We start from the raw sequence: 24,567 nt of genomic DNA on the forward strand, positions 1-24,567 counted from the left end.
CTGTCGCTAAATTCCGAGATAAGCCTGCCGGATCTCCGGCCGCTTCATCAATTCATCCGGCTCGCCTTCCGCGACGATGCGGCCCAGTTCGAGCACGCATGCGCGATGGGCGATGCGCATCGCCATCGACACGTTCTGCTCCACCAGCACGATGGTGATGCCGCGTTCGCTGATCCGCTGGATCGCCTCGAACATCGCATTCACCACCAGCGGGGACAGGCCGAGCGACGGCTCGTCGAGCAGCAGCAGGCGCGGGCGCGCCATCAGCGCGCGGGCGATCGCCACCATCTGCTGCTGGCCGCCCGACAGTTCACCGGCGGGCGAGGGCAGCTTCTCCTTCAGGGCGGGGAAGAGCGCGAGCACTTCCTGCAGCGTCTCGCCGCGCTTCGCCTTCGCCGCGGGCAGGAAGCTGCCGACGTCGAGGTTCTCGGCGACCGTCATGCCGGTGAAGAGCCGCCGGCCCTCGGGCACGAGCGCGATCCCCGCCTCGCAGAAGCGGTGCGGCGCGAGCGTGGTGATGTCCCGCCCTTCCATCGCGATGCTGCCGGACAGCGGCCGGTGGATGCCCGCGATCGCGTTCACCAGCGTTGTCTTGCCTGCGCCGTTCGGACCCACGATGCAGAGCAGTTCGCCCGGCGCGACGTGGAGCGAGACGTCCCACACGGCGCGTGCCTGCCCATAGGCAATGGAGAGTTGCCGCAGCTCAAGCATGCGCCACCCCCAGGTAGGCCGTCATCACCTCGGGCCGCTGCATCACCTCGCGCGGCGCGCCTTCGGCGAGCACCGTGCCCTGGTCGAACACGACGACGCGGTCCGTGAGCGCCATCACGGCGTCCATCACGTGCTCGACGAAGACGATGGTGGTGCCCTGGTCGCGGATGCGGCGGATCTGCGTCACCGCCGATTGGATCTCCGTGGGCGTGAGGCCGCACAGCACTTCGTCGAGCAGCACGAGCTGCGGCCGCGCGGCGAGGGCGCGCGCGAGTTCGAGGAACTTGCGCTGGTGCAGGTTGAGGTCGCCGGGCAGCTGGTGGGCCTTGTCGGCGAGATGCGTGAACTCCAGCCACTCGTGCGCCGCATGGCGGCCGCCGTCGAGCGTGGAGATGCCGCGGCCCGCGTACATCGCCGCGATGGCGACGTTGTCCAGCACGCTGAGCTGCGGGAACGGGCGCGGGATCTGGTAGGTGCGCGCGATGCCCGCACGCGCGATATCGTGCGCGGGGAGGCCCGCGAGGTCGCGCCCGCCGAGCCAGACCTCGCCGGCATCGGGAAGGAAATGGCCGCTCACGACGTTGATGAAGGTGGACTTGCCGGAGCCGTTCGGGCCGAGCAGGCCGAGGATTTCGCCCTGGCGGACTTCGAGGCTGACGTTCGATAGGGCCTTCAGGCCGCGGAAGGATTTGGAGAGGCCGATGACGCGAAGGAGTGCCTCACCCGCTCCCTCTCCCGCCTGCGGGAGAGGGTTGGGGTGAGGGTCGGGGCGCGCCTCCCCCTCACCCCCGCCCCCTCCTCCTCCGGGGGCGAGGGAGTTCTGCTTCGAAGTCCGCCGGAACCTTCCCATGAACCCCTGCGGCATGAACAACACCCCCACCACCAGAATCAACCCGATCACCCCTTTGCCCAGCACCGCGTACTGCCCGCCCGTGAACGCGAACAGCAGCCCCGTAATCGCCACCGCCCCAATCGCAGGCCCCGCCCAGTGCCGCGTGCCCCCGAGAATGCTCATGAGCACCACGGTCAGCGGCACGGTGAGATTGAAAGTCTCCGCCGTCGTCACATACGAGATGAAGAGCGCATGAATCCCGCCGACCCATCCCGCGAGCGCGCAGGACACGGCAAGCGCCGCCAGCTTCCAGCGGTAAGTCGGCACGCCCATCACTTCCGCCGCGTCCTCATCGTCATGGATCGCGAAGAGTCCCGCCCCGAAGCGCGAATGGCGGATCGCCCAGGACACGAGCAGGGTGACGACCGCAGCGGCCAGCATCAGCAGGTACAGGCTCGACGTAGGCGTGGGCCCGATCGCGGGCACCGGCACGGCGTTCAGGTAAACACCCGGCCCGCCGTCGATGGACGTGTTGCCGATGATCGTGGCCAGTACGAAAGTCACCGCGAGGCTGAGCAGCGCGAACACTTCGCCGCGGATGCCGCGCACGCGAAACACGACCGCCCCCACCGCGACACCGATCGCGGCCGCGACGATCGCCGCCGCGGGCAAGGTCCACAGAAACGGCCAGCCGAACTTGCCCGCGAGCGTGGCCGTCGTGTACACGCCCGCGCCGAAGAACGCCCCATGCCCGAAAGAAAAATACCCCGCGTACCCGGAGAGGATGTTCCAGGATGTCGCGAGCACGATCCAGAACAGCGCGAGGTAGAGGAAGGATTCGTAGAAGGACGGCAGCTTCAGGAAGGGCAGCGCCGCCATCAGCACGCCGGCTGCGACGATGCCGGCAGGAGCGCGGCGCAGCCTCATCGCACGCGCCCCGGTCGCAACAGCAGGATCGCGATGAGCAGCGTGAAGGACACCAGCGGCGCCCACGACGGCGACGTGACGGCCATCGTCACCGCTTCGCTCACGCCGATCACGATGCCTGCAACCAGCGGGCCGAGCGCGCTGCCCAGGCCGCCGAGCATCACGGCCGCGAACACCACGCCGACCCAGGTGTACATCTGCGAGGGGCTGATGCTGCCGGACAGCGCGATGCACACGCCCGCCACGCCGGCGATCGCGGAGCACGTGCCCGCGAGCAGGAAGCCGTTGCGCCGCTGGTCGATGCCGAAGGCCGCGGCCACGGGTGCGTCCTCGGCGGAGGCGCGCAGGGCCTTGCCGAGATCGGTGAAGCGCAGCACGGCCCAGATCGCGACAGAAATCGACACGGCCAGCACGAGCGTCATCACCTCGGGCAGGGGCAGGAAGAGGGGGCCGAGGCGGAACTTCATGTCGCCGTAGTGCGACTCCAGTTTGCGCGGGTCCGCCGTCCAGATCGTCTGCATCACCGATTCGACGATGCCCATGCAGCCGAAGGTGAGCAGCAGCGAGCTGAAGGGCGTGAGCCTGAAACGGTCGGTGAGCCCATGCAGCCCCGCGCCGAGTGCGAACATCAGCGGCACGATGCACGCGAGCGTCAGCAGCGGATCGAGCTTGCCGACCGCCGACAGTTGCCAGCAGATGTACGCGGACAGGAATGCAAACGCGAAGTGCGCGAGGTTGATGGTGCGCAGCAGGCCCCAGCTGAGGCCGAGCCCCAGCCCCAGCAGGCCGTACAGCGCACCGGTGAACACGCCCGACAGGATGGACTGCGAGAGGAGGGTCCAGCTGGGGAAGGACATCCGGCTATCGGGCCGTCATCACCGCGCCGGGGGCTGCGACGTCCTTGGGCCAGACCACGACCCACTTGCCGTTCTGGATCTGCTTCACGTGCATCAGGTCGTCGCCGTAGTTCGACGCGCCGTTGAAGCGCAGCGTGCCCTGGATCGTGTTGACGCGGTTCTTCTTCAGCCAGTCGGCGATGGCCTTGTCGTCCAGGCTCTTCGTCGCCGTCACCGCGGCCTCGAGGATCTGCCAGGCGGTGAACGACGCCGCAGCCTGCACTTCGACGGCGGTGTCGGCGAAGCCCGCCTTCGCCGCGCGCTCGTGATAGGCCTTGATGAAGTCGGCCGCCTGCGGGCGCGTGGTGAAGGGCGGGTGCTCCTCGAAAATCGTGACCGACAGCGCGCCGTTCGCCTCGGGCGCAGTGACGAGCGGGCCGGGCGCGGGATAGAGGTAGAAGTGCTGCGGCGGCGCGTAGTCGATCTTCTTCATCGCGTCGAGCAGCAGGTTGCCATCCACACCGATTGCGCCGACCCACACGAAGTCGGGCTTCGCATCCTTGATGCGCGCGGCGATGGGCCCGAAATCGCGGTTGCCGAATTCCCATTCGAGGAACAGCACCTCCTGCAGGCCGCGCTTCTTGAGCGTCTCCCGCGCGCCCATGGACATGAAGTGGATGGACGGGAACTTGCTCGTCACCACCGCCACCGTCTTCGGCGGCTTCGGGCCGTTGGCCAGCGCCTCGAACACGGTGTTCGTCGTGGTGTTGCCCGGGTCCGAGCCGAGCGACCAGGCGGGGAACTGCATGTCGTACTTCGCGAGCGAAGGCACGCCGAGCGTGTGATGGATGAGCACCTTGTTGTAGCGCTGCGCGACGCCCATCGCCGAGAGGATCGCGCCCGTGGCGTACGGGCCCATCAGCAGGTCGACCTTGTCCGAGGTGAGGAGCTGCTCGTATAGCGTGCGCGCGAGGTCCGGCTTGGACTGGTCGTCCTTCACGATCCATTCCACCTTGCGCCCGAGCAGGCCGCCGCGCCGGTTGAGGTCGTCCACGTAGATCTCGCCGACCAGCTTGTGCACCTGCGCGGTCGACGAGAGCGGGCCGGTGAGCGCGAGCGTGCTGCCGATGCGGATCGGCTGCGCCTGTGCCCAGGCCGCGAGCGGGGAGGCCGCCACGGCGGCAGACACGGCCGCGCCGAGAACGGTGCGGCGCTGGATCGATGAGGTCTTCTTCATGGCTTGTCTCCTTGTTGTTTCAATCACCGGGATGCGAATCGCGAAATCCACGTGTCGAAGTTCGCGAGCACACCGCGCAGGAACTCCTTCGTGTCGGCCACCATTGGTCCGTCGCTGTCGAAGAGCGTGGCGACGCGGCCCAGGTACACCTCCGGGTGCGGCATCACGACGGAGCCGCTTCCCGTGAGCGTCTGCTTCAACGCGAACGAACCCGCGAGCCCGCCCAGCGGCCCGGCGCTCTGCGCCATCACGAGCGAGGGCTTGCCCACCCACAGGTTCTTGCCATTGGGCTTGGATGCGACGTCGATGGCGTTCTTCACGCCGCCGGGGATGGAGCGGTTGTATTCGGGGACGACGAAGAGCACGGCGTCGAACCCCTGCACACCGGTGCGGAATCGCTCCCACGGCTGCGGCGCGTTCGCTTCGAGGTCGCCGTTGTAGATCGGCAGGTCGCCGTGCGGCAGTTCGGTGAGGGTCATGCCCGCAGGTGCAAGCTCGTGCAGGGCTTGCGCGATGCGGCGGCTATAGGAAGCCTGGCGCAGGCTGCCGATGATCACGGCGACGTTCGATGTCATGCGGGCGCCTTCCTCGCGATCATCTCGTCGATGTCGCCGTTGTGTTGGCCGAGCGTCGGCGGGGGCACGACCGACAGCGAGCGCTGCCCGTCGAAGGAGACGGGCGGCCGCACCGTGCGGAACTCGCCCATGGTCGGGTGCGTCGCGGAGATGAGCAGCTGCAGGTGCTTCGCCTGCGGGTCTTCCAGTGCCTCGTCGGTGTCGTACATCGGCGCGTGCGGCACGTCTTCGGCGAGCAGGCGGTTGCACCATTCGGTGCGCGTGCGCGTCGCGAAACGTTCGGACAGGACGCCGATCATCGCTTCCTGGTTGGCGATGCGCGCCTCGCGCGTGGCGAAGCGCTCGTCCTGGAAGATCGCAGGCCGCTCGATCGCGTTGGCCAGGCCCTGCCAGAACTTCTCCGGTGACGACATGTGCAGCGCGACCCACTTGCCGTCCTTGCACTCCATCACGTACGACTGCGACACGCGCGGGCGGCTGTACGGCCCCATCACTTCGCCGGCGGAGTAGTAGTGGGTGAACGCGTCGAGGTTCCAGTGCGTCATCGCCTCCAGCATCGACACCTCGACCTTGCGGCCCAGGCCCGTTTGCGAACGCTCGTACAGCGCGCCGAGGATGCCGTACGCCGCGTAGAAACCGGTGACGGCATCGGCGATCGCCGGCCCGACGACGCGCGGGTTCTCCGGGTTCACGAGGAGCTTGAGGTAGCCGCTGGCGGCCTGCGCGACGGTGTCGTAGCTCGGACGCGAGGCGGACGGCCCGGTCGCGCCGAAGCCGCTGATGGAGCAGTAGACGAGGCGCGGGTTCAGCTTGTGCAACTGCTCTTCGCCGAGCCCCATCTGCTCCGCCACCCCCGGACGAAAATTCTGGATGTAGACGTCGGCGGTTTTGAGCAGCGCGTACAGCTTTTCCTTCTCTGCCGCAGACTTGGTGTCGATCGTGATGCTGCGCTTGTTGCGGTTGTAGGTCTGGAAGTGCGGGCTGTACAGGCCGCCCTTGAACGCGCGGAACGGATCGCCCGTGCCCGGCTGCTCGATCTTGATCACGTCCGCGCCGAGATCGCCGAGCAGCATGCCGCAGGCGGGCCCGGTGATGAACGTGCCTTGCTCCAGCACGCGCACGCCCTTGAGCACTTCGATCACGCGGGCTCTCCCGTCCGGGGAGCGGGGCCCTCGTACACCAGCTCGCGTGTCGCCTGGAAGGAGAGGGCGAATCCGCTCGGGTTCACCGCTTCCTCGCACAGGTGCGCGATGAGGCCTGCGGCGCGCGCGAGGATGGGCACGCCGCGCAAGCCCACGAGCGGGAAGTTGGTGCCGAGCAGCACGGCCGGGATCGCGGCGGACACATTGAGCTTCAAGTCCTTGCCGACGATGTCGGGGATGGCGGCCTCGACTGCTTCGGCGATCTGGACGAAGCGAAGGCTCGTGCCCGCATCCTTCGCCACCTGGAAGAGCGCCGCCACGCGCGGATCGCGCTCCTTGTGCAGTGAGTGGCCGTAGCCGGGGATCGTCTTGCCCGCGGCACGCCAGCGTTTCACCGCTTCACTCGCGGCACCGAGCAGGTCACCATCGGCAGCCTGCTCGTCGATCTCCTTGAAGAAGCGGCCCGCCGTCTCCGACGCACCGAGGATCACGCTGCCGCAACCGAGGATGCCCGCGGCGACTGCGCCCTGCAGCGCATCCGGCGCGGCGGCGTACGTCATGCGCGCCGCCTGCACGCTCGGCACCATGCCGTGGTCGGCGATGGCCACCAGCGTGGCGTCGAGCACCTTCACGTCGCCGGGGGAAGGGCGCTGCCCCGTCACCAGCAGGCTGAAATATTCCGTGAAGCCGATGCGCCCGATCAGGTCGCGGCAGAGGTCCTCGCCGCGCACGGTGATGGTGTGCTCGTCCGAGGTGCTGATCGCGGTGCGCGGCACCGTCGACTTGCCGATCTTGTTGATGGACGCGGCGCTCATGCCTGGCCCAGGGGAATCAGGCGGAAGTCGTAGTGCGCCACGTGGTAGGGCTTGTTCATCTTGCGGCCGTCCATCGCGGTGCCGGGCTCGTGCTTCTCGAACTCCACGATCAGGCTGTCGCGCACGCCGAACACCGCGTCGGAGTCGAGGTAGGGGCTGTCCTTCACGAACAGGTGCGTCGTCACTTCCTTGTGGCCGGGCGCGGACACTTTCATGTGGATGTGCCCGGGGCGATTGGGGTGGCGGCCCATCTTTCGCAGCATGTCGCCGACCGGGCCGTCGTCGGGCACCGGGTAGAAGGTGGGGCGGATCGACCAGAACCAGTAGCGGCCCTGTTCGTCGGTGCGGATGCGGGCGCGCGCGCGCATGCCGCCGTCCTCGCGCTGCATGTCGTACACGCCGTCGCCGTCGCCCGACCACACATCCAGCAGCGCGCCCGCGAGCGGCTTGCCTTCGAGGTCCGTGACGCGGCCGCTGTAGAGCGCGGGCTCCCCCGGCACGCCCTCGGCGATGTCGGCGCCCAGCGGCACGTCCGGTGCGCCAACCCAGTAGAACGGCCCTTGCACGGTTGCATCGGTCGGGGGCGTCGCGCCGGTGCGGCCCTTCAGGGCGCGCGCATGTTCCAGCGCCACGACCTGCATCGACAGGCCCAGCGTGTCGGAGAGCAGGATGAACTCCTGGCGCTTCTCGTCGCAGGTCTTGCCGCAGGCGGTGAGGAATTCGATGGCCTTGAACCACTCGTCGCCCTTCAGGTCGACTTCGCGCGCGAAGGCGTGCAGGTGGGTGATGAGCGAGGTCATCACCTCCTTGAAGCGCGGGTCGTCGCTCTCGGCCATGCGGGCGATGACGGCGGGGGTGATGCTTTCGGTGTCGTAATCCATCTGCGCCATGCAGTTCTCCTGAACAGTCCGCGGGACTCTATCGATTGACAGTGCGCGGAAGAAGTGAAGAATTTCGATGATTCGAATCGACGCCGTCGATCATTCACACTGGTAAACCCTATGGAGCTGCGGCACCTGCGCTATTTCGTCGCGCTGGCGGAATGCCTGTCGTTCACGCGCGCGGCCGAGCGCGCGCACGTCACGCAGTCCACGCTGTCGCACCAGATCCGCCAGCTCGAAGACGAGCTCGGCCATCCGCTCTTCGACCGCATTGGCAAGCGCGTGATGCTCACCGAGGCGGGCGAGACCTTCCTCGGCTACGCATCGAAGGCACTGCTGGAGGTGGACCACGGCCTGTCGCACCTGATGGGCGTGGGTGACCAGTTGACGGGCGAGGTGCGCATCGGCTCGACGGGCACCTTCAACATCGGCTTCGTGCCCGAATGCATGGCGATCTTCCTCAAGCGCAACCCGACGGTAAAGGTGACGGTGGACGAGCTCGCCGCCGACGCGATCGCGCAGCGTTTAATCGATGCGGCGCTGGACGTCGGCATCGCCTACCAACCGGCGGACCCCGCGCGGCTCTGGTTCGAGCCGCTCTATACGGAGGAGCTCGTGCTGGTGGTGTCCGCGAAGCATCCGCTCGCGCAGCGCAAGCGCGTGCGCATGGTGGAGTTGCACCGGCAAAGCCTGGTGCTGCTGCCGCGCAGCTTCACCACGCGCACGATGTTGGACGATTGCTTTCGCGCGTGCGGCGTGGAGCCGGTGGTGGCGGCGGAGATGAACACCATCGCGCCGATGATCGGGCTGGTGGGCCGGACGCAGCTTGCGGCGATCGTGTCGATCCACGCGGTGCAACCGCGTGATGACGTGCGGGTGATCCCGATCGAGAACCCGACGCCGGTGCGGACGCCGGGGATGCTGTGGAAGCGGGATGCGAAGCAGTCGGCGGCGGTGCGGTCGTTTGCTTCTTGTATCCGGAAGCTGGCGTTGGGGAGGAGTTTGCGGACCCAGGTGTGAGTGCAGAATTCCGGTTTCGGATGACCGATCGGATGAGGGAGGCCAATGCGGAGTTCTTCGTGGCGGGCCATATTGCTCGCCTTCTTTCTGCTCGCCAGCAGCAGTGTCTGGGCGCTGCCGGAGGGCCGGCGTGCCTGCACCCTGGGCTACGTCAATAGCATCTTCACGCCATCGCAATGGCCCGACCGTTCCCTGGAGCAGCTTGCACACGGCCAATTGGGTGTGATCGATCCGCGTTTCGATCACTTCTACCTGTTCCTCGCCTATCGGCGCGTCACGGGAAAACCCGTGACGCTGGCCGACCTCGATCGGTTGCGCCAATTCGATCCGTGCTGGGATGATGGCTCATCGGGATTCCATGGGAAGGAGTGGGCGAGTTCCTCGGTGATGCAGGCGGCCCGCCGCGAATGGTTCAGTGCGAGGAGCGCGTCGGGCCTGCCTGCGGTCCGGCCGGGCGCGGGAGCAAGACCCGTGAGCTCGGTGATGGGGTATGCCGAGTCGGCGCTGCCCAACTGCAATCCGTCGGCGTTTCGTACGGCGGCGCGGACCTTGCGAGACCGGATGGCGGCACACGGCGCCGGCGCCTGGGTGGGGGTCTGGGCAGAGGGCCAGGATAGGGTCATGCAACTTTGCTTCGATGCGTCGGGAGAACTGCCGGGCGAGGCCTCGCCGGATGCACCGTCATGGCTGCAGGCCGATCGCCGGTACCAGATCGCAGCCGCTCATTTCTACGCGGGGCACCATGACGATGCGGCACGACTCTTCACCGAGATCGGGGCCGATGCGAGCTCGCCATGGAGGTCCCTGGGCCATTACCTCGCCGCACGCGCACGAATGCGCCAGGCGGGCGCGGCAGAGACCGACGCGCAAAGGGTGGTTTTCTGGCGCCAGGCCCGCGAGTTGCTGGAGGCGCCGGCTGCGGGCGCAGGTGACCCTTCGGTGCAGCCCGACATCGCGCGCATGCTCCAGCGCGTGCGGCTGAAGCTCGAGCCCGCCCGCGTCTTTTCCGAGATCGATGCGCGCCTGGGCGCGCGCGGCTTGCCCGTCGACGTGGGTCAGGACGTGCGGGACTTCGACGCTGCGAGGGCGGGTTCCGCGCGCTTCGATGCGGCCGACCCAGGATTCGCGGCTTGGCTCCGTGCGCTGCGCAGTGACGGTGTGGCGGCGGACGCCGACATCGCGACGGCGTCGCGCGCGGCCTTTGTCGCCTGGCTCGCAGCCGCGAAACGTGACGACCCCCGGTTGGCGCAGTTGCTGGAGCGCGCAGCAGGTGTTCCGCGCTCTGCCCCCGAATATCAGACGGTGCAGCTTCATCGCATCCGCCTGCTACCCGATGCACGCCGGGCCTGGCGGATCGCGCAGGAATTTCTGGCACTGTCCGCCGGAGAACTGAATGAGCAGGACCGCAACCGCGTCAAGTCCGCGGCCCTGACACTCGCGCCGACCGCGCGCGACCTCGCATCGCTCGCGTACCGCGAGCCCATCGCGCACCCCGAGGTGGAGGCGCTTCGCACGAATCCCAGGGTCATCGTGCCGGTGCTGGACACCGCCGGCGGCGAACTTTTGAATCGGGCGCTGCCGCTTGACACGCTGTACGCGATCCAGTCCTCCCCGGTGACTCCGCCACGCCTGCGCCGTGAGTTGCTCGGGGTCGTCTGGACTCGCGCGTTCGTCCTGGAGCGATGGGATCTGTTGCAAAAGCTGCAGGCCGGGATGCGCGCCTACCTGCCGCCCGCGTCAGCGGTATTGATGCAGAAAGCGGTGGCGGCGGAGCCGACCGAGCGGCGTGCACGGGCGGCCTTGTTCCTGCTGCGGCACCCCGGCATCGTCGGCTCCGTCGCAACGGAGGTCGCGTACTCGGAAGGGCTGGAGGCGCTGGCAATGCCCAACATGCACCGGGTGCTGTTCGAGGCAGGCAGCCGCGAAAACTGGTGGTGCAGCCTGCCGCAGGGTCGTTACTCGCAGGAAGCACCAACGCCGGTAGCGCCACCGTTGCCTGCATTTCTTGGGGATCGCGAGCGCCGGCAGTGGCGCAAGGAATACGACGTGCTTCTCGCAACCCCCAACGGCACGGAATTCCTGGCGGCACTTTTGCTGCCCTGGGCGAAGGCTCATCCCCGCGATGCCGACCTGCCGCCAGCACTGCGCATGGTCGTGCGCTCGGCGCGTGGAGGCTGTATCACCCCGAGGACGCGCACCATGGGTCGTGATGCCTTCCGTCACCTGCACCGCCATTTCCCGGGGCGGGAGGAAACGCTGCAGACCCCCAGCTGGGGCTAAACGCTAGCCCGGTCCGCCTTCACCTGATCGGCCAGCCGCGTGATCGCGTAGCCCTTCTCCGCGATCTGCTCGCGCGGGCGTTCCACTTCGTAAGGATGCACCAGGCGCTCGGTCTCATCGATGTGCGCGCCGCTTTGCCGCAGCTGCCAATCGGTGTTCTCGACTTCCGGCGGAATCGGCTTGCCGGCCGGTACGAGCATGTAGGTGAGCTTGTTGCCCGGCTCGGGGCGGCGGTAGACGTCGACGTTCATGGCGCATCGTAGCGCGCAAGCTCGTAGGACGGAAGCTGAATCTCGCCCTGTCAACGGCCACACGGCCGAGGTTCGCGCGCCACACCTCGCTCATCGGTCTATTGATGGCTGCCGGACAGTCGGTGAGAGTACGCGCGCCACTCTTGGAAACCCCCAGCACCCATGAATCTTCCTGACCTGCGCGCACCGCGCAACCCTTCCCGCCGCGCCGCCATCGCCACCCTCGTCGCCGCGCTGGCCTGGCCAGGCGCCGGCATCGCCCAAGCCTTTCCTGCCCGGCCGTTGCGCGTCGTCGTCCCGTTTCCCGCGGGCTCGTCGCCGGACGTGATCGCGCGTTTCTGGGGCGAGCGGCTCGGCAAATCGCTGGGCCAACCCGTCGTCATCGACAACAAGCCCGGCGCGAGCACCATCATCGGCGCGCAGGCCGTCGCCGCCGCGCCGGCCGACGGCCACACGCTGCTCTACACGGTGAACAACACCACCTCGATCAACCCCTTCATCTACAAGACGCTTCCCTACAAGAGCGAGGATTTCGTGCCGGTGGTGCGCCTCCTGTCCGTGCCCTATGTGCTGGTGGTCTCCGCGAACTCGCCGGTCAAGTCGCTGCAGGACTTGATCGCCGCAGCCAAGGCGCAGCCGGGCCGGCTGAACTATGCGAGCTACGGCATCGGGCAGGGCACGCACGTGGCGATGGCGTGGTTCCTCAATGCCGCCGGTGTTTCCATGACGCACGTGCCCTACAAGGACGGCGGGCTCCTGGACGTGATGGCGGGCACCGTCGCTGCATCGTTCGAGCCGAGCACCACGGCGATCCCGCAGGTCAAGGCCGGCAAACTGCGCGCGCTGGCCGTCTCCGGTCCGAAGCGGGTCGACGCGCTGCCGGGCATTCCTGCCGTGGCCGAATCCGTGCCGGGCTTCCTCGGCGACTCGTGGCAGGGCATCTTCGCGCCCCGCGGCACGCCGCCCGAAGCCGTCGCGAAGCTCGCGGCCCTGTCGCGCGAGATCGTCGCGTCGGAGGAGTTCCGCCAGAAGCTGCACGAGCTGGGCCTGAATCCCGCGGGCGGCAGCCCCGCCGACTTCGCGGCCTTCCTCGCGGACGACGCCAGGGCCTGGAGCAAGGTGGTGGCCGACAACGGAATCAAGGCCGAATGACGCGCCGCATCATCGACCTCTCCATCTATCTCGAGAACGGCGTCGCCAGCGATCCGCCGGCCTTCCGCCCGCACATCGAGTACCTGAACCACGAACACACCGTGGAACAGATCGCGAGCTTTTTCCCGGGCTTGCGCAAGGAAGACCTTCCCGACGGCGAAGGCTGGGCCGTGGAATTCGTGCGGCTGTGCACGCACAACGGCACACACCTCGATGCGCCGTACCACTTCCACAGCACCATGAACGGCGCGCTCGGCCAGGCCGAGCGCTCCATCGCGATCGACGAGGTCCCGCTCGACTGGTGCTTCCAGCCCGGCGTGAAGCTCGACTTCCGTCACCTGCCCGATGGACATGTCGTCACGGCGCGGGAAGTCGAAGCGGAGCTCGCCCGCATCGGCCACGCGCTGCAGCCGCTGGAGATCGTGGTCGTCAACACGCGCGCCGGTTCGCGTTACGGTCAGGCGGATTACCTCTCCGCGGGCGTCGGCATGGGCTACGAGGCGACCATGTACCTGCTCGAGCGCGGCGTGCGCCTGACGGGCACGGACGCCTGGAGCTGGGATGCGCCGTTCTCGCACACCGCAGAGAAGTACAGGCAAACCGGCGATGCCAGCCTGGTGTGGGAAGGCCACAAGGCCGGCCGCGACATCGGCTACTGCCACCTGGAAAAGCTGAGCAATCTCGAAGCATTGCCCGACCACGGGTTCTATGTGTCCTGCTTCCCGCACAAGATCCGCGGCGCCTCGGCAGGCTGGACCCGCGCGGTGGCGATCATCGACGACAAGCTGCTTCGTTGAATGGGCCGTGGACCGGCGTGTAGAGTCGCGTGCATGAAATCCCTTCTTGCTCACGCCCTCGCTGCATGCTCGGTCGCCGGTGCTTTCGTCGCCTCGCCGGCGCTTGCCGAGGAGACCTTGCCGGCCGTCGTCCCTTACCGTCCCAGCGTGTCGACGCCCGCGACGCTCACGGCCCCCGGCTGGCTGGAAGTCGAAGCGGGCTTGCAGCGCAGCCGCGACGACGGCAGCCGGCGGGACAGCCTGCCTTACACGCTCAAGCTGGCAATCACGCCCGACTGGGGCATTCGCATCGGCGGCGATGCGGCGGTGCGTGAAGTGGATGCGACCGGCGCCCGCCGCAGCGGCTTCGGCGACACCACCGTCGTGCTCAAGCGCCGCTTCGCCGTCAACGACGCAGCGGCCTTCGGGCTGGAGGGCAGCGTGAAGTTCGCGACCGCGCGCGACGGATTGGGCTCGGGCCACACCGACTATGGTGTCAATGGCATCTACAGCAGCGACTTCGCGCCGGACTGGCACGTGGACGTGAACCTCAACGCCACGCGCATGGGAGACCGGGGCGCGGGCTTGTCGGATGTGCAGACCGGATGGGCCGTTGCCGTGTCCCGCACGCTCTCGGAGAAGTGGGGCGTCGGCGGAGAGTTGTCCGGATCGCGTCGCGGCGGGGCAGGGTCCACGTCGCAAGTGCTGGTGGCGGCTTCGTATAGCGTGTCGCCGCAACTGGTGTTCGATGCCGGTGTCGCGCGCGGGATGGGAAGCGCGAGCGGGACTTGGACCTTCATGACGGGGTTGACGTTCCTGGCGGGGCGCGTGTTCTGACGGGAGCGCTCTTTTCCTTCCCCAGTTGCAGGTCAGCCGTGGCTGAAGCTCGATCCGCCCCCGCCAGCCCGGCGCTCCGTTTCCGCACGGCGCGCGCCTTCGAAACATGGTTGCGCAAGAACCAGTCCTCGCCGGATGGCGTGTGGCTGGAGATCGGCAAGGCCGACGCGCCGGAGGCAACCCTCAGCTACTCGGAGGCTCTCGAAGTGGCGCTTTGCTACGGCTGGATCGACGGCCAGAAGAAGGCGCAGGATGCGTCCTACTGGCTGCAACGGTTCAGCCCACGTCGCCCGCGCAGCATCTGGTCCAAAGTGAATCGCGGCAGGGTCGAGGACTTGATCGCCGCGGGCCGCATGCAGCCGCGCGGGCAAGCGGAGATCGATCGCGCGAAGGCCGATGGCCGATGGGATGCCGCCTACGACAGCGCGCGGACGATCCAGGTGCCCAAAGATCTTCAGGCTGCGCTCGATGCACAGCCCAAGGCGGGTGCGTTCTTTAAGACCCTGGATGCCGCCAATCGCTATGCGGTGTTGTGGCGCGTGCAAACGGCAAATAAGCCCGAGACGCGCGCGAGGCGGATCGAAACGCTCGTCGCGATGCTCGCCAAAAAAGAAAAAATCCATCCCGGGTGAGTGACGTCCCGCGCGTGTCGCGTGATCTCTTCCTGGAAGCGCACTCCGCGCTCCCATCGCAGCTCCCGAAGGCCGCCCACGCGCGCCTCGACCGTGCGAGCCTCGAGGGGGCAGGGCACGCCCATGCGGCGTTTCATACGAAGTTCATCACGAAGATTTCTTGGGCGTGCTACCGTTGCAAGCGGAGCGTCTCTCCGGCGCCCTCGCAATTCCAACTTCGGTGTAACCCTTGCCAGCCAACAAGAACATGCCTCCCGTCATTGCTCGCCGCGACATGCGCTCGCCCCTGCTCGCCATCGGGATGGTGATGATGGTGTGCGCGACCACGGCCAGCGCCCAGGCTCCGAAAATGACGGCGAAGCAAGCCAGCCCCAAGCAAGCCCGCGCGACGGACAGCGCGCCCATCGACGACCTGGAGTTCGCCGGCTTTGCAAAGGACCGCGAATTCGTGGGCGATCCTCATGAGTTCGCGTCCGACGAAACCCGTCGCCTCTGGGAACACGTGGTCCGTGTGAGCGAAGGGACGAGCGAGGCCTTCGCGGACATGCTGAAGCAGGGTGGAGATTTCGCACCGGTGGGCGGCGACTGCTACCTGGTCCGATACGCGGCCATTCAGATCACATGCATGGGTTCCGCCAGCGCCAAGGTGCTGACGCCCTGGAACGCGCCAGGAAACACGGAGGTGGTCAGCTCGCGTACTTTGCCTGACGGGCGCTGGTGGGCCATCGTCAAGACCGGAGACTTGTCGCATGGGAAGCTGAGTGTGTCCTACCACGCTCTGTTTGGCGCAAGACGGGCAGGCAGGTCCGTGGCGTCGAGCAAGGTGCTGGCTTTTTCTGAGTCCGTCCTCTCCGAAAGCGCAAGGCTGTGCGCAAGCGGAGAGGAAGGATCGCCAGGCATGGAATCGGTGATCGAAGCAGCGCAAATTGAAAGCGGTCCCGACGCCGACCGCGCCGCTTTCCGCGTGTTGCGGATGGACTGCCGGACCGGACGCGCCACTCGGGAAAAAATGAAATACCGTGTTTCCTCGACGGGTGTTCGAGCAACTCGCTAGAGGTCGCGACTCGAGGCGTCAAGTGCTTCATCGATCAGCGTCAGGCCGTGGTCGATGCCTTGGGTCTCGCTCGGCTGAGCGTAAACTCTTCGGCATGAGCGATCATCAATGGAGCAGGCGATGAATGTCGGCAACAACGAACGCAAAGCACTCGAACTGCGCTCACTCATCAAGAGCAGCGGCGAGCTGGAGTTGTCATTGGCCGAGGTCGCCGTGCCGCAGCCGGCGGCGGGCGAAGTGGTGGTCCGCATGGAAGCTACACCGCTGAATCCGTCAGACCTGGGCCTCCTGTTCGGCCCGGCCGACATGAGCAGCGTCAAGGCATCGGGCAGTCCCAGCCGGCCTGTGGTCACGGCCCGCATTCCCGAAGCCGCCATGAAGGCCATGGCCAACCGGCTCGATGTTTCCATGCCGGTCGGTAACGAAGGCGCGGGCGTGGTGGTCGAAGCCGGTGCATCCCCCGCTGCGCAGGCGCTGCTGGGAAAGACCGTCGCCCTGATCGGCGGCGCGATGTATGCGCAATACCGCTGCATCGCGGCAGACCAATGCCTGCTGCTGCCCGAGGGCGCGACGCCGGCAGACGGCGCCTCTTCCTTCGTGAACCCGCTCACGGCGCTGGGCATGGTGGACACGATGCGGCGCGAAGGCCACAGCGCGCTGGTGCATACGGCCGCAGCCTCCAACCTGGGCCAGATGCTGAACCGCATCTGCATGAAGGACGGCATCGCGCTCGTGAACATCGTGCGCAAGCAGGAGCAGGCCGACCTGCTCAAGTCGATGGGCGCGAAGTATGTGTGCATCACGAGTTCCCCCAGCTTCCTGCAGGACCTCACCGAGGCCCTGGTCGCCACCGGCGCCACGATCGCCTTCGACGCCACCGGCGGCGGCAAGCTGGCGGGGCAGATCCTCGGCTGCATGGAGGCGGCGCTCGGCCGAAAGAGCAAAGAGTACAGCCGGTATGGCACCAACACGCTCAAGCAGGTCTACATCTACGGCGGCCTGGACACCGGGCCGACCGAGTTCAACCGTAACTTCGGCTTCGCGTGGAGCATGGGCGGCTGGCTACTGTTTCCGTACCTGCAGAAGATCGGCCCCCAGGCCGTGCAGGCGCTCAAGCAGCGCGTGGCGGCGGAATTGAAGACCACCTTTGCCAGCCACTATGCGAAGGAAATCTCGCTGGCCGAAGTGCTCGATCCCGCAATGATCGCCCGCTACAGCCAGCGCACGACAGGCGAGAAGTACCTGATCAATCCGGCCAGGGCTGGCTAGTCGCGGCTTCAAGGCGTGGGCGGAAGCTCTCGACTACAGATCCAGCACGAGCGATTCGCTTCTGCACCCGGAGACGCAGATCATCATGGAGGCGTTGCTCGCCCGCTCCTTCGGTGTGAGAAGCGCGTCCCGATGATCCGGTACGCCGGAAATCACGCGCGTTTCGCACGTACCGCAGATTCCCTCGTTGCAGCTGTACTCGGCATGCACTCCGGCACCAAGCACCGCATCCAGCACCGACTGGCCGCGCGCAACGCGCAGCCGCTTCCCGCTGCGCCGAAGTTCGACCGTGTACTCGTCCCGTGCATCGTTTGCGGCCTGGATCTCGACCGGGGCAAAGTGTTCGACGTGGACGTTGGGGTATCCAAGCGCGGCACATGACTGCTGGAATGCGTCCAGCATCGGTTTCGGCCCGCAAGCGTAGTAATGCCAATCCGACCGGAAGTCCTGCCGGTCCAGCATGCTGCGCAGGTTGGGCGCTTCGCCTCGCTCATCATCGAAGTGAAGGATATGCGGCACGCCCGCGGCTGCCAGTTCATCCAGAAATGCGGCACTTCTGCGTGAACGCGCCAGGTAGATCACCTCGACTTTTCGCCCGAGCTCGCGCAAGCGCCGCGCCATGCACAGAATGGGTGTGATGCCGATACCCCCCGCGACGAGCACCGAGCCTGCTGCATTCTCATGAAGCGGAAAGTTGTGGCGTGGCGGTGAGATGTCGATCGGGCTGCCGACGCGCAGATGGTCGTGCACGTAGGCGGAACCGCCGCGGCTGTTCCTGTCTCGCAGCACACCGACGACATACCGGTGGGACTCACCCACGTCGTTGCACAGTGAATATTGCCGGGCAAGGCCGTTTCCCAGGTGCAGATCCACGTGCGCGCCCGCCTGGAAAGCGGGGAACTCCTCGGCCCGATCGGGCCGAAGCTCCACGCTGACGACGCCCTCGGCTTCAAACCGCATCGCGTGCACGTATGCGCGCAGCGTCCTCATCTCGCGAGCGTCTTCAGGAACCAATCGCGCGCGGCGCCACCGACGGCGTCCACCTGGCGGTAGGGCTCGTAGTGGCCCCCTTTCATCCTGATCAGCTGCTTGGGCTGCTTGGCGCGCTCGAAGGCATCGAGCTGCATGTCGGCCGGGGATCGTGTGTCGTCTTCGGGGACGACCATGAGCAGGGGCGTGGGCGCGATGCGCGGCACGTAGTCGCCGGGTTCGAATTCGCCCATCATGTCGTAGGACAACGTGGCCACCCGGTTTTGCCACTGGCCTTCATGATCGGCTTCACGAAACCATGCGATCGTTTCCTCGTGCGCGGTGTGCTGCCGATACGCCACCGTGCCGCTGAGCATTTCGGCCTTGCGCACGCGCGCCATCTCCGCGAGATGCGTGGCGTGGTTCTGCTCGCCCATCATGCGGCGCATCCCCGCGGAGCCACTGATCAAGGGTGCGACGGCCACGACGCTCTTTACGCGCCGGTCGACGGCGGCGACCATCAAGGCGACCCCGCCGGAATAGCTGTTGCCCCAGATGCCGATCCGGTGCTCATCGACCTCGGGGAGCGTGGCGAGGTAGGTCACGGCATCGCGCATGTCGTGTACTTGCTGGAACGGGTCCGACTGGAGGCGCGGTTCACTGCCGCTGCGGCCCCAGCCCCGATGGTCGTACAGGAGCGCGGCAATGCCGGCGCCCTGCAGGATCCGTGCGAACGGTTCCAGGCCGAAGTCGATCTGCGCGCTGAACCCGTGCGTCAGGACCACGCATGGGACGGTCCCGCCGGCGCGCTCGACCGGAAAGAACCATCCGGAGAGGGATGTGCCGTCCCGTGCCTTGAAGGTGACATCGCGATGCATGGTCATTCCTCCAGGTACTTCGCGAGCAGCTGATGATGGTGGCGGATCTTCATCTCGAGGTAGTGCCCGAGCTGCACTACGCCAGTCGCAGAAGCTTCCAGCCCGAGCTGCACCTGCTCCATGTTCGACCAGTCCTGATCCAGCACGCTGCCGGGACCCTCGCCGAGCTCCGACGACGCCCATGCCTCGTTGTCGCCGAGCAGGTGATACTTCGCGGGTTTGGGACGCTCGGCGCCCGCCGGGACATCGCGCAGGAGGTAGAACTCCATCAGGCACTCGTCGTGGCTGGTGCCGCCCGGGCGGAAGCGGTAGACCCAGTTGGGCATGACGCCGCCCCAGATCTGGAAGTTGGGGTACATCGAGTAGATGAGCGAGTCGCCCAGCTCGAAGTCGGCGACATCGTCCATGCTGCGGCCGTTCTGCTCGGCCAGCTGCTTGCGGTACATGTCGGCGATGAAGGCGCGGGCCGTCATTCCTTCGGGAAGCGTGATTTCGCCGCTTTCGGACTCCCCGGCGCCCTTGTCGCGTAGGCTGTTCTGCAGCATCAGCGTCGCGATCTCGTTCTGGGTGAACTGCTTGCGCTTGTACTCCGTGCTCTGGTAGCCGCGCGCGCTGATGTGGCGGCACACCAGTTCGCTCAGGACGTCGTACTGGCAGTTGCCCGTGGTGATGTAGGAGAGGATTTCCGGGTGCGTGGTGATCGCGTGGTGCGTTTCCATGAACGCCTCGAAGGCGACGAGGTAGCTGCACTTCGCGCGCTTGCCGATGTGCGCGGCGATGTATTTGTCCTTGAAATTCCACCGCGAGAAGTGAGCGGGAATAGGCCCCAGCGCCTCTTCCAGCGGCCTGGCATCCAGGTCGAAGTTGACGAAGACGAACCCACCCCAGGTGCCGACCTTGGCCTCGGGAAGCTTCATCGAGCTCTCCGGACATTGGGGGAAGTCCCACTGGAACGGGTTGTGCGCAAACGTCCCGTTCAACTTCCATTGCATGCCGTGGAAGGGACAGATGAACATCCCCTTATGGCCGTTGTCGCTGACCAGCCTGCGGCCGCGATGCAGGCACGAGTTGTGCAGCGCGCGGATTTCACCGGGCGCGGAGCGCACGACGATGAGCGATTTGCCGACGACGTCGTAGACCACGTAATCGCCGACGTTGGGGATCTGCTCTTCCCTGCAAGCAAGTTGCCAGGTCTTCATCCACATCTTGTCGATGGACTTCCTGAACACCTCCGGTGACGTGTAATGCGCCACGGGGACGGCGTCCGTGCCGAGGTCGGGCACCCGCCTCTCCCGCATGAAGTCCGGGACCGGCCGTGTGTCGAGATCGAGGATCTCCTGGTAATTGATCGCGTCGACTTGCGCGATCTGGGCGGGGATGTGGGGATCGTTCATGCGTTGCTCCGGGATTTGGTGGGCGGCGAGATGTCGCCGCGTGCGATTCGTCTTGCCAGCTGCAGGTAGTCGTCCTTCTGCGCCCGCATTCGCTCCGCCGGCGCAGACAGGGCAATCGCGTACGGCGAGTGCCCGCCTTCCAGCGGAATGGCCATGCAGCAGACGCCTTCCTCGAACTCTTCGTCGTCCATGGAAAACCGGTCGGCCCGGATGCAGCGGAACTCGGCTTCCAGTTGCGCGCGGTCCGTCAATGTCTTGCCGGTTCTCGGGCTCAGCGGATAGCGCCGTTGCAGATATTCGTAGCTGCGGCTGAGCGGCGCGAGCGCGAGCAGCAGCTTGCCCGACGCGCGTGCGTGGGCGTCGGTGTATTGCCCATGCGGGACCTCGGCGGAGGCGACGGCGTTGACGCCGTGCACCACGGCGAGCGTCACGATTTCTTCCTCGCACCAGCCAACCGCGTAGCAAGTCTCCCCGGTCGCTTCGGCAAGCGCGCTCACGATCGGGTGCAGGTAGATCGGCGCGGAGAACTGGCGCCGGAACGCGGCGCTGAGCATGCCGACATTCAGCCCCACCCGGTACTTGCGATGCTCGTCGCGCGTGACGACGCGCAGCGCCGACAACGTGTGGAGCAGGTGATAGACCGTCTGCCGCTCGATCTCCAGCCGCTCGCTGATTTCCTTGGCCGACAGGCCCTGGTCGCTGCCAGCGATCTCCAGCATGATGTTGATCGCCCGGGCGACCGAATTGATCCGCGGCTTTACGGCAACGGTTCGGCCGGGCGCATCGGCTGCCTGCGGCGATACATGCTCGGTGTTCTTCATGCCGTCACCCCCGCGTCGACGAGTTCGCATGCCGCGTCTGCGATGCGACTGGCGTCCGGCAGGACGGCCGCCTGCAGCGCCGGCGACGCGGGCATGCGGATGTTGGGACTGGCCACCCGGCGGAATCGCACCTGGGATGGGCCGCACCGCTCGATGAGGCGGGCGACGATTTCCCCGCCGAAGCCGCCCGTGAGATTGGCCTCGTGTGCAACGACGATGCGCCCGCCGCAATGCTTCAGTGCTTTCTCGATGGCCCCCTCGTCCAGAGGAGCCAGCCAGCGAAGATCGAGCACCGAGGCTTCTATCCCCCGTTCGCGCAGCAATGCGGCAGCGCCCATCAGCACGGGAACGATGCTGCCCCAGCCGGCAAGGAGGATGTCCTTTCCGTCGGCTCGCAGGCGCGCGCCGCCGACGTGCTGCAGCGGCGCATCGAGGTCGACGATCCCCTTCGACTGGTAGAGCGCCCGCGATTCGATGATGACGCAGGGGTCCTCATCGGCGACGGCGGCGCGCAGCATGGCGTAGGCATCCTCGGCGCATGACGGAAGGCCCACGCGCAGGCCCGGAATGTGGGCCAGCAACGTCTCGAGGCACTGGGCGTGCTGGGCGCACGAGCCCGGTGTGGCGCCTTGCTGCGTCCGCACGACCATGGGGACGCTGAGCCGGCCCCGCGTCAGATACCGCACGTTCGCCGCCTGGTTGATCAACTGGTCGAGTGCCACCAGCATGAAGTCGGCCCACATGATCTCCACGACGGGCCGCTTGCCGCACATCGCCGCGCCGACGGCCCCGCCGAGGATCGCGCTTTCGGCGATCGGTGTGTCGAACACGCGTTCGGCGCCGAATTCCTTCTGCAGGTCTCGCGAGGCGCCGAAGATGCCGCCCGCGTGCCCGACGTCCTCGCCGAAAACAAGGACCTCCGGCCGGTCTTCGAGTTCGCGTCTCAGCGCGCGGTTGACTGCCTGGATGTACGTCATCTCGGTGCCCGCGCCCGTGCTGGCTCCCGTCCTTGCGGCATCCGTCCGGGAGACCACTGCCTCTCCCACCACATGGGCTGTTGCCGTCTTCGCGTCGGGCGCGGCGAGCTGCCGCACTTCCGCCGCCAACACTTCCATTCGGGACGCTGCCTCGGCGTCGATCGCGTCGAGTTCGCCGGCCGAGATCTGGCCAAGTTCCAGCAGGCGGGCCCGGGCGGCGGCGAGCGGGTCCCGTGTCTTTGCGAGGCTACGATCCGCAGGGGGGCGATAGTGTTCGATGTCACGGTTGTAGTGCCCCCACAGCCGCGGCACCAGGCACTCGATCAGTGAAGGACCCTCGCCCGCGCGTGCGCGCGCAGCGGCGTCTGCCACCTGGCTGCGCACGGCCTCGGGATCGGACCCGTCAACGGTGACACCCAGCATGCCGTAGCCGATCGCACGGCGGGCGAGCCGCGGCACTTTCACGATCGAGGACGTCGAAGTCATTTCCGACCAGCCGTTGTTCTCGCAGATGAAGATCACGGGCAACTGGCGGCTCGCCGCAAAGACCAGGGCTTCGTGGACCGCCCCCTGGCTGGTCGCCCCATCGCCGAACGACACGACCACCACGCGGTTTGCACCCGCCGACGCACTCGCCAGCGCCGCACCGCAGGCAATCGGCAGGCCGGCCCCCACGATGGAGTTTTCGCCCAGGAAGCGCTTGTGCGGGGCCATGACCAGCGCAGAGCCCGCGCGGCCGCCATTGATCCCTTCAGCCTTGTGGCAAAGCTCCGCGAGGAGCTCGCGTGCGCCGATGCCACTCTCCAGTGCCCAGCCATGACCCCGGTAGGTGGCCACGACCTGGTCATCGGACCCCAGCGCGGCGAGGGCGCCCACTGGCACCGCCTCCTGGCCGGCGCAGAAGTGCGCCGAGCCGGCGATCAGCGCGTTGTCGCCTTTCGTAAGGCTGAGGGCTGTGCTTTCGAAGCTGCGGATGAAGCTCATCCGTCGGTAGGCATCGAGCAAAAACGATGCCTTCTGGTCTGTCTCGACTTGCGTCATGCATTCTTTCCGGCCGCCAACTGTGGCGTGCCGGAAATCTATCCGCGCATCACGCAGTGGGTCAAATATAACGTGCGTTCATCACTATCTGATGATTCTGGGGTGCGCAGGCCTTCGAAGCGCCAACACGGCGCGGATCGCCGCATGAAAACATCAAATATTGATAACCATCTGTTTTATTTGACCCGCTTCGCGACGCGTGGATAAATCGCTGCTCCACCAAGGAGATGAAATGAGCTTTCACATGTCAAGGCGCGGGGTGTTGGGCGGGCTCGTCGCCACGGGATTGAGCGGGCTGCCGGGCTTCGGCAGGGCGCAGGCGAGCGACTATCCACGGCGTCCCATCAAGATCGTGGTGCCCTGGGCGGCTGGTGGGGGCAGCGACACCGTCGTGCGCACCATCGCGCCGGTCCTGTCGCAACGGCTCGGGCAACCCGTCATCGTGGACAACCGTGCCGGAGCCACCGGAACGCTCGGCAGCGCCGTGGTCGCCAACAGCCCCGCCGACGGTTACACGCTGCTCTTCGGCTCCGCCGATTCCCAATCGATCGCGCCGCAGGTGATGCGAAAGGCGCCTTACCCCAACAGCGCCTTCGTCTCGATCGGCCCGGTGGGGATCACGCCGCTGGCGGTGATGGTCCACGGCAGCAACCCGGCGAAGACCTTCGCGCAATTCACGCAGATGGCCCGCGATGCGAAGCCGCCGCTGTTCTATGGATCGTGGGGCATCGGAAGTTCCGGCCACATCGCGATGGAGGCACTGAAAGATGTCATCAAGGTCGACATGAAACATGTGCCTTACCTCAGCACCGCTCCCCTGATGCAGGCACAGCTGTCCAGGGAGATCGACTGCTCGATCATCCCGCTGCTCGTCGCCGAGCAGTACGCGAAAGCGGGCACGGTCCGCATCCTCGCCATCAATTCCCCCGAGCGCCTCCCCGGCCATCCCGATGTGCCGTTGCTGAAGGACCTGGGTATCGCCGGACTCGAGACCGGCCTGTGGACGGGCCTCCTTGCGCCGGCAGGCACACCGCCCGCCGTGATCGAGAAACTCAACGCCGCGCTCGACGCCTCGATCGCAGAACCCCAGGTGGCCGAGGCCATGAAGAAAATGAGCCTGGTCGTGCAGCACATGCCATCCGCGAAATACCAGGAATTCACGCAAGCCGAGTACGACCGTTGGGGACGCTACATCAAGAAGGCGCGCATCGAAATCGACTAGCGCGTCGGGCGAGCTTCTGCGTGCTCAGGGTTTGGGGT

At 66.7% G+C, this 24,567-nt stretch carries 23 protein-coding genes; 9 read left to right on the plus strand and 14 right to left on the minus strand.

Going from position 1 to position 24,567, the window contains the following annotated elements:
• Positions 1-6: 6 nt before the first annotated feature.
• From I5803_RS20505 to I5803_RS20540, 8 genes are read right to left on the minus strand one after another with little or no spacing between them, the layout of a single operon-like run.
• Positions 7-711: an ABC transporter ATP-binding protein gene (locus I5803_RS20505; protein ID WP_196988160.1), complete on the minus strand. Its 705-nt coding sequence runs from the start codon at positions 709-711 to the stop codon at positions 7-9.
• Positions 704-2,470, minus strand: a complete 1,767-nt coding sequence (locus tag I5803_RS20510; RefSeq protein ID WP_231402483.1) for a branched-chain amino acid ABC transporter ATP-binding protein/permease — start codon at positions 2,468-2,470, stop codon at positions 704-706. The genes I5803_RS20505 and I5803_RS20510 overlap by 8 nt, the downstream gene beginning before the upstream one ends.
• Positions 2,467-3,327 carry a branched-chain amino acid ABC transporter permease gene (locus I5803_RS20515; protein ID WP_196988161.1) on the minus strand — a complete coding sequence of 287 codons (861 nt, stop codon included), beginning with the start codon at positions 3,325-3,327 and terminating at the stop codon, positions 2,467-2,469. Before I5803_RS20515 ends, I5803_RS20510 begins: the two co-directional genes overlap by 4 nt.
• Positions 3,328-3,331: 4 nt before the next feature.
• Entirely contained in the window at positions 3,332-4,543 is a 1,212-nt protein-coding gene (locus tag I5803_RS20520; RefSeq protein ID WP_196988162.1) for an amino acid ABC transporter substrate-binding protein, read from the minus strand.
• A gap of 23 nt (positions 4,544-4,566) precedes the next feature.
• On the minus strand, positions 4,567-5,118 hold the full coding sequence (locus tag I5803_RS20525) for an NADPH-dependent FMN reductase (protein WP_196988163.1): 552 nt from the start codon (positions 5,116-5,118) through the stop codon (positions 4,567-4,569).
• Positions 5,115-6,260 (minus strand): CaiB/BaiF CoA transferase family protein, encoded by a 1,146-nt coding sequence (locus tag I5803_RS20530; protein WP_196988164.1) that lies wholly within the window; start codon positions 6,258-6,260, stop codon positions 5,115-5,117. Before I5803_RS20530 ends, I5803_RS20525 begins: the two co-directional genes overlap by 4 nt.
• A complete protein-coding gene (locus I5803_RS20535; protein ID WP_196988165.1) occupies positions 6,257-7,075 on the minus strand; it encodes a citryl-CoA lyase in 819 nt (272 codons plus the stop codon). Before I5803_RS20535 ends, I5803_RS20530 begins: the two co-directional genes overlap by 4 nt.
• Complete coding sequence (locus tag I5803_RS20540; protein WP_435520875.1) at positions 7,072-7,956, minus strand: dioxygenase family protein; 885 nt, start codon at positions 7,954-7,956, stop codon at positions 7,072-7,074. Before I5803_RS20540 ends, I5803_RS20535 begins: the two co-directional genes overlap by 4 nt.
• Positions 7,957-8,076: 120 nt before the next feature.
• On the opposite strand from I5803_RS20540, the gene I5803_RS20545 reads away from it, so the two are divergent.
• Positions 8,077-8,976, plus strand: a complete 900-nt coding sequence (locus I5803_RS20545) for a LysR substrate-binding domain-containing protein (protein ID WP_196988167.1) — start codon at positions 8,077-8,079, stop codon at positions 8,974-8,976.
• 72 nt (positions 8,977-9,048) lie between these two features.
• Positions 9,049-11,256: a hypothetical protein gene (locus tag I5803_RS20550; protein WP_196988168.1), complete on the plus strand. Its 2,208-nt coding sequence runs from the start codon at positions 9,049-9,051 to the stop codon at positions 11,254-11,256.
• Here the strand turns inward: I5803_RS20550 and I5803_RS20555 are convergent.
• Entirely contained in the window at positions 11,253-11,507 is a 255-nt protein-coding gene (locus I5803_RS20555) for a DUF6139 family protein (protein ID WP_196988169.1), read from the minus strand. The genes I5803_RS20550 and I5803_RS20555 overlap by 4 nt on opposite strands.
• Before the next feature lie 162 nt (positions 11,508-11,669).
• On the opposite strand from I5803_RS20555, the gene I5803_RS20560 reads away from it, so the two are divergent.
• The 6 genes from I5803_RS20560 (at position 11,670) to I5803_RS20585 (ending at position 17,227) form a co-directional block, all read left to right on the plus strand.
• Positions 11,670-12,659 carry a Bug family tripartite tricarboxylate transporter substrate binding protein gene (locus I5803_RS20560; RefSeq protein ID WP_196988170.1) on the plus strand — a complete coding sequence of 330 codons (990 nt, stop codon included), beginning with the start codon at positions 11,670-11,672 and terminating at the stop codon, positions 12,657-12,659.
• Positions 12,656-13,456: a cyclase family protein gene (locus tag I5803_RS20565; RefSeq protein ID WP_196988171.1), complete on the plus strand. Its 801-nt coding sequence runs from the start codon at positions 12,656-12,658 to the stop codon at positions 13,454-13,456. Before I5803_RS20560 ends, I5803_RS20565 begins: the two co-directional genes overlap by 4 nt.
• A gap of 33 nt (positions 13,457-13,489) precedes the next feature.
• Positions 13,490-14,272, plus strand: a complete 783-nt coding sequence (locus I5803_RS20570; RefSeq protein ID WP_196988172.1) for a transporter family protein — start codon at positions 13,490-13,492, stop codon at positions 14,270-14,272.
• A gap of 38 nt (positions 14,273-14,310) precedes the next feature.
• The gene (locus I5803_RS20575) at positions 14,311-14,904 is read left to right on the plus strand and encodes a YdeI/OmpD-associated family protein (protein ID WP_196988173.1); all 594 of its coding nucleotides are present in this window, start codon (positions 14,311-14,313) and stop codon (positions 14,902-14,904) included.
• A 229-nt stretch (positions 14,905-15,133) separates the two neighbouring features.
• Entirely contained in the window at positions 15,134-15,958 is an 825-nt protein-coding gene (locus I5803_RS20580) for a hypothetical protein (protein WP_196988174.1), read from the plus strand.
• Between the two features lie 120 nt (positions 15,959-16,078).
• Positions 16,079-17,227, plus strand: coding sequence for a zinc-binding dehydrogenase (locus I5803_RS20585; RefSeq protein WP_196988175.1), 1,149 nt, complete (start codon positions 16,079-16,081; stop codon positions 17,225-17,227).
• Positions 17,228-17,260: 33 nt separating this feature from the next.
• Here the strand turns inward: I5803_RS20585 and I5803_RS20590 are convergent, their stop codons facing one another.
• Genes I5803_RS20590 through I5803_RS20610 form a run of 5 tightly spaced genes read right to left on the minus strand, consistent with a single transcriptional unit; the run spans position 17,261 to position 23,307 of the window.
• Positions 17,261-18,217 carry a PDR/VanB family oxidoreductase gene (locus tag I5803_RS20590; RefSeq protein ID WP_196988176.1) on the minus strand — a complete coding sequence of 319 codons (957 nt, stop codon included), beginning with the start codon at positions 18,215-18,217 and terminating at the stop codon, positions 17,261-17,263.
• Positions 18,214-19,074: an alpha/beta hydrolase gene (locus I5803_RS20595; RefSeq protein ID WP_196988177.1), complete on the minus strand. Its 861-nt coding sequence runs from the start codon at positions 19,072-19,074 to the stop codon at positions 18,214-18,216. The genes I5803_RS20590 and I5803_RS20595 overlap by 4 nt, the downstream gene beginning before the upstream one ends.
• A 2-nt stretch (positions 19,075-19,076) precedes the next feature.
• A complete protein-coding gene (locus tag I5803_RS20600) occupies positions 19,077-20,468 on the minus strand; it encodes an aromatic ring-hydroxylating oxygenase subunit alpha (RefSeq protein WP_196988178.1) in 1,392 nt (463 codons plus the stop codon).
• The gene (locus I5803_RS20605) at positions 20,465-21,289 is read right to left on the minus strand and encodes an IclR family transcriptional regulator (protein WP_196988179.1); all 825 of its coding nucleotides are present in this window, start codon (positions 21,287-21,289) and stop codon (positions 20,465-20,467) included. The genes I5803_RS20600 and I5803_RS20605 overlap by 4 nt, the downstream gene beginning before the upstream one ends.
• A complete protein-coding gene (locus I5803_RS20610) occupies positions 21,286-23,307 on the minus strand; it encodes an alpha-ketoacid dehydrogenase subunit alpha/beta (protein WP_196988180.1) in 2,022 nt (673 codons plus the stop codon). Before I5803_RS20610 ends, I5803_RS20605 begins: the two co-directional genes overlap by 4 nt.
• 232 nt (positions 23,308-23,539) lie before the next feature.
• On the opposite strand from I5803_RS20610, the gene I5803_RS20615 reads away from it, so the two are divergent.
• On the plus strand, positions 23,540-24,529 hold the full coding sequence (locus tag I5803_RS20615; protein ID WP_196988181.1) for a Bug family tripartite tricarboxylate transporter substrate binding protein: 990 nt from the start codon (positions 23,540-23,542) through the stop codon (positions 24,527-24,529).
• Positions 24,530-24,567 lie beyond the last annotated feature (38 nt).

The sequence above is a fragment of the Caenimonas aquaedulcis genome, assembly GCF_015831345.1.
In the GTDB taxonomy this organism is placed as follows: Bacteria; Pseudomonadota; Gammaproteobacteria; order Burkholderiales; family Burkholderiaceae_C; genus Ramlibacter; species Ramlibacter aquaedulcis.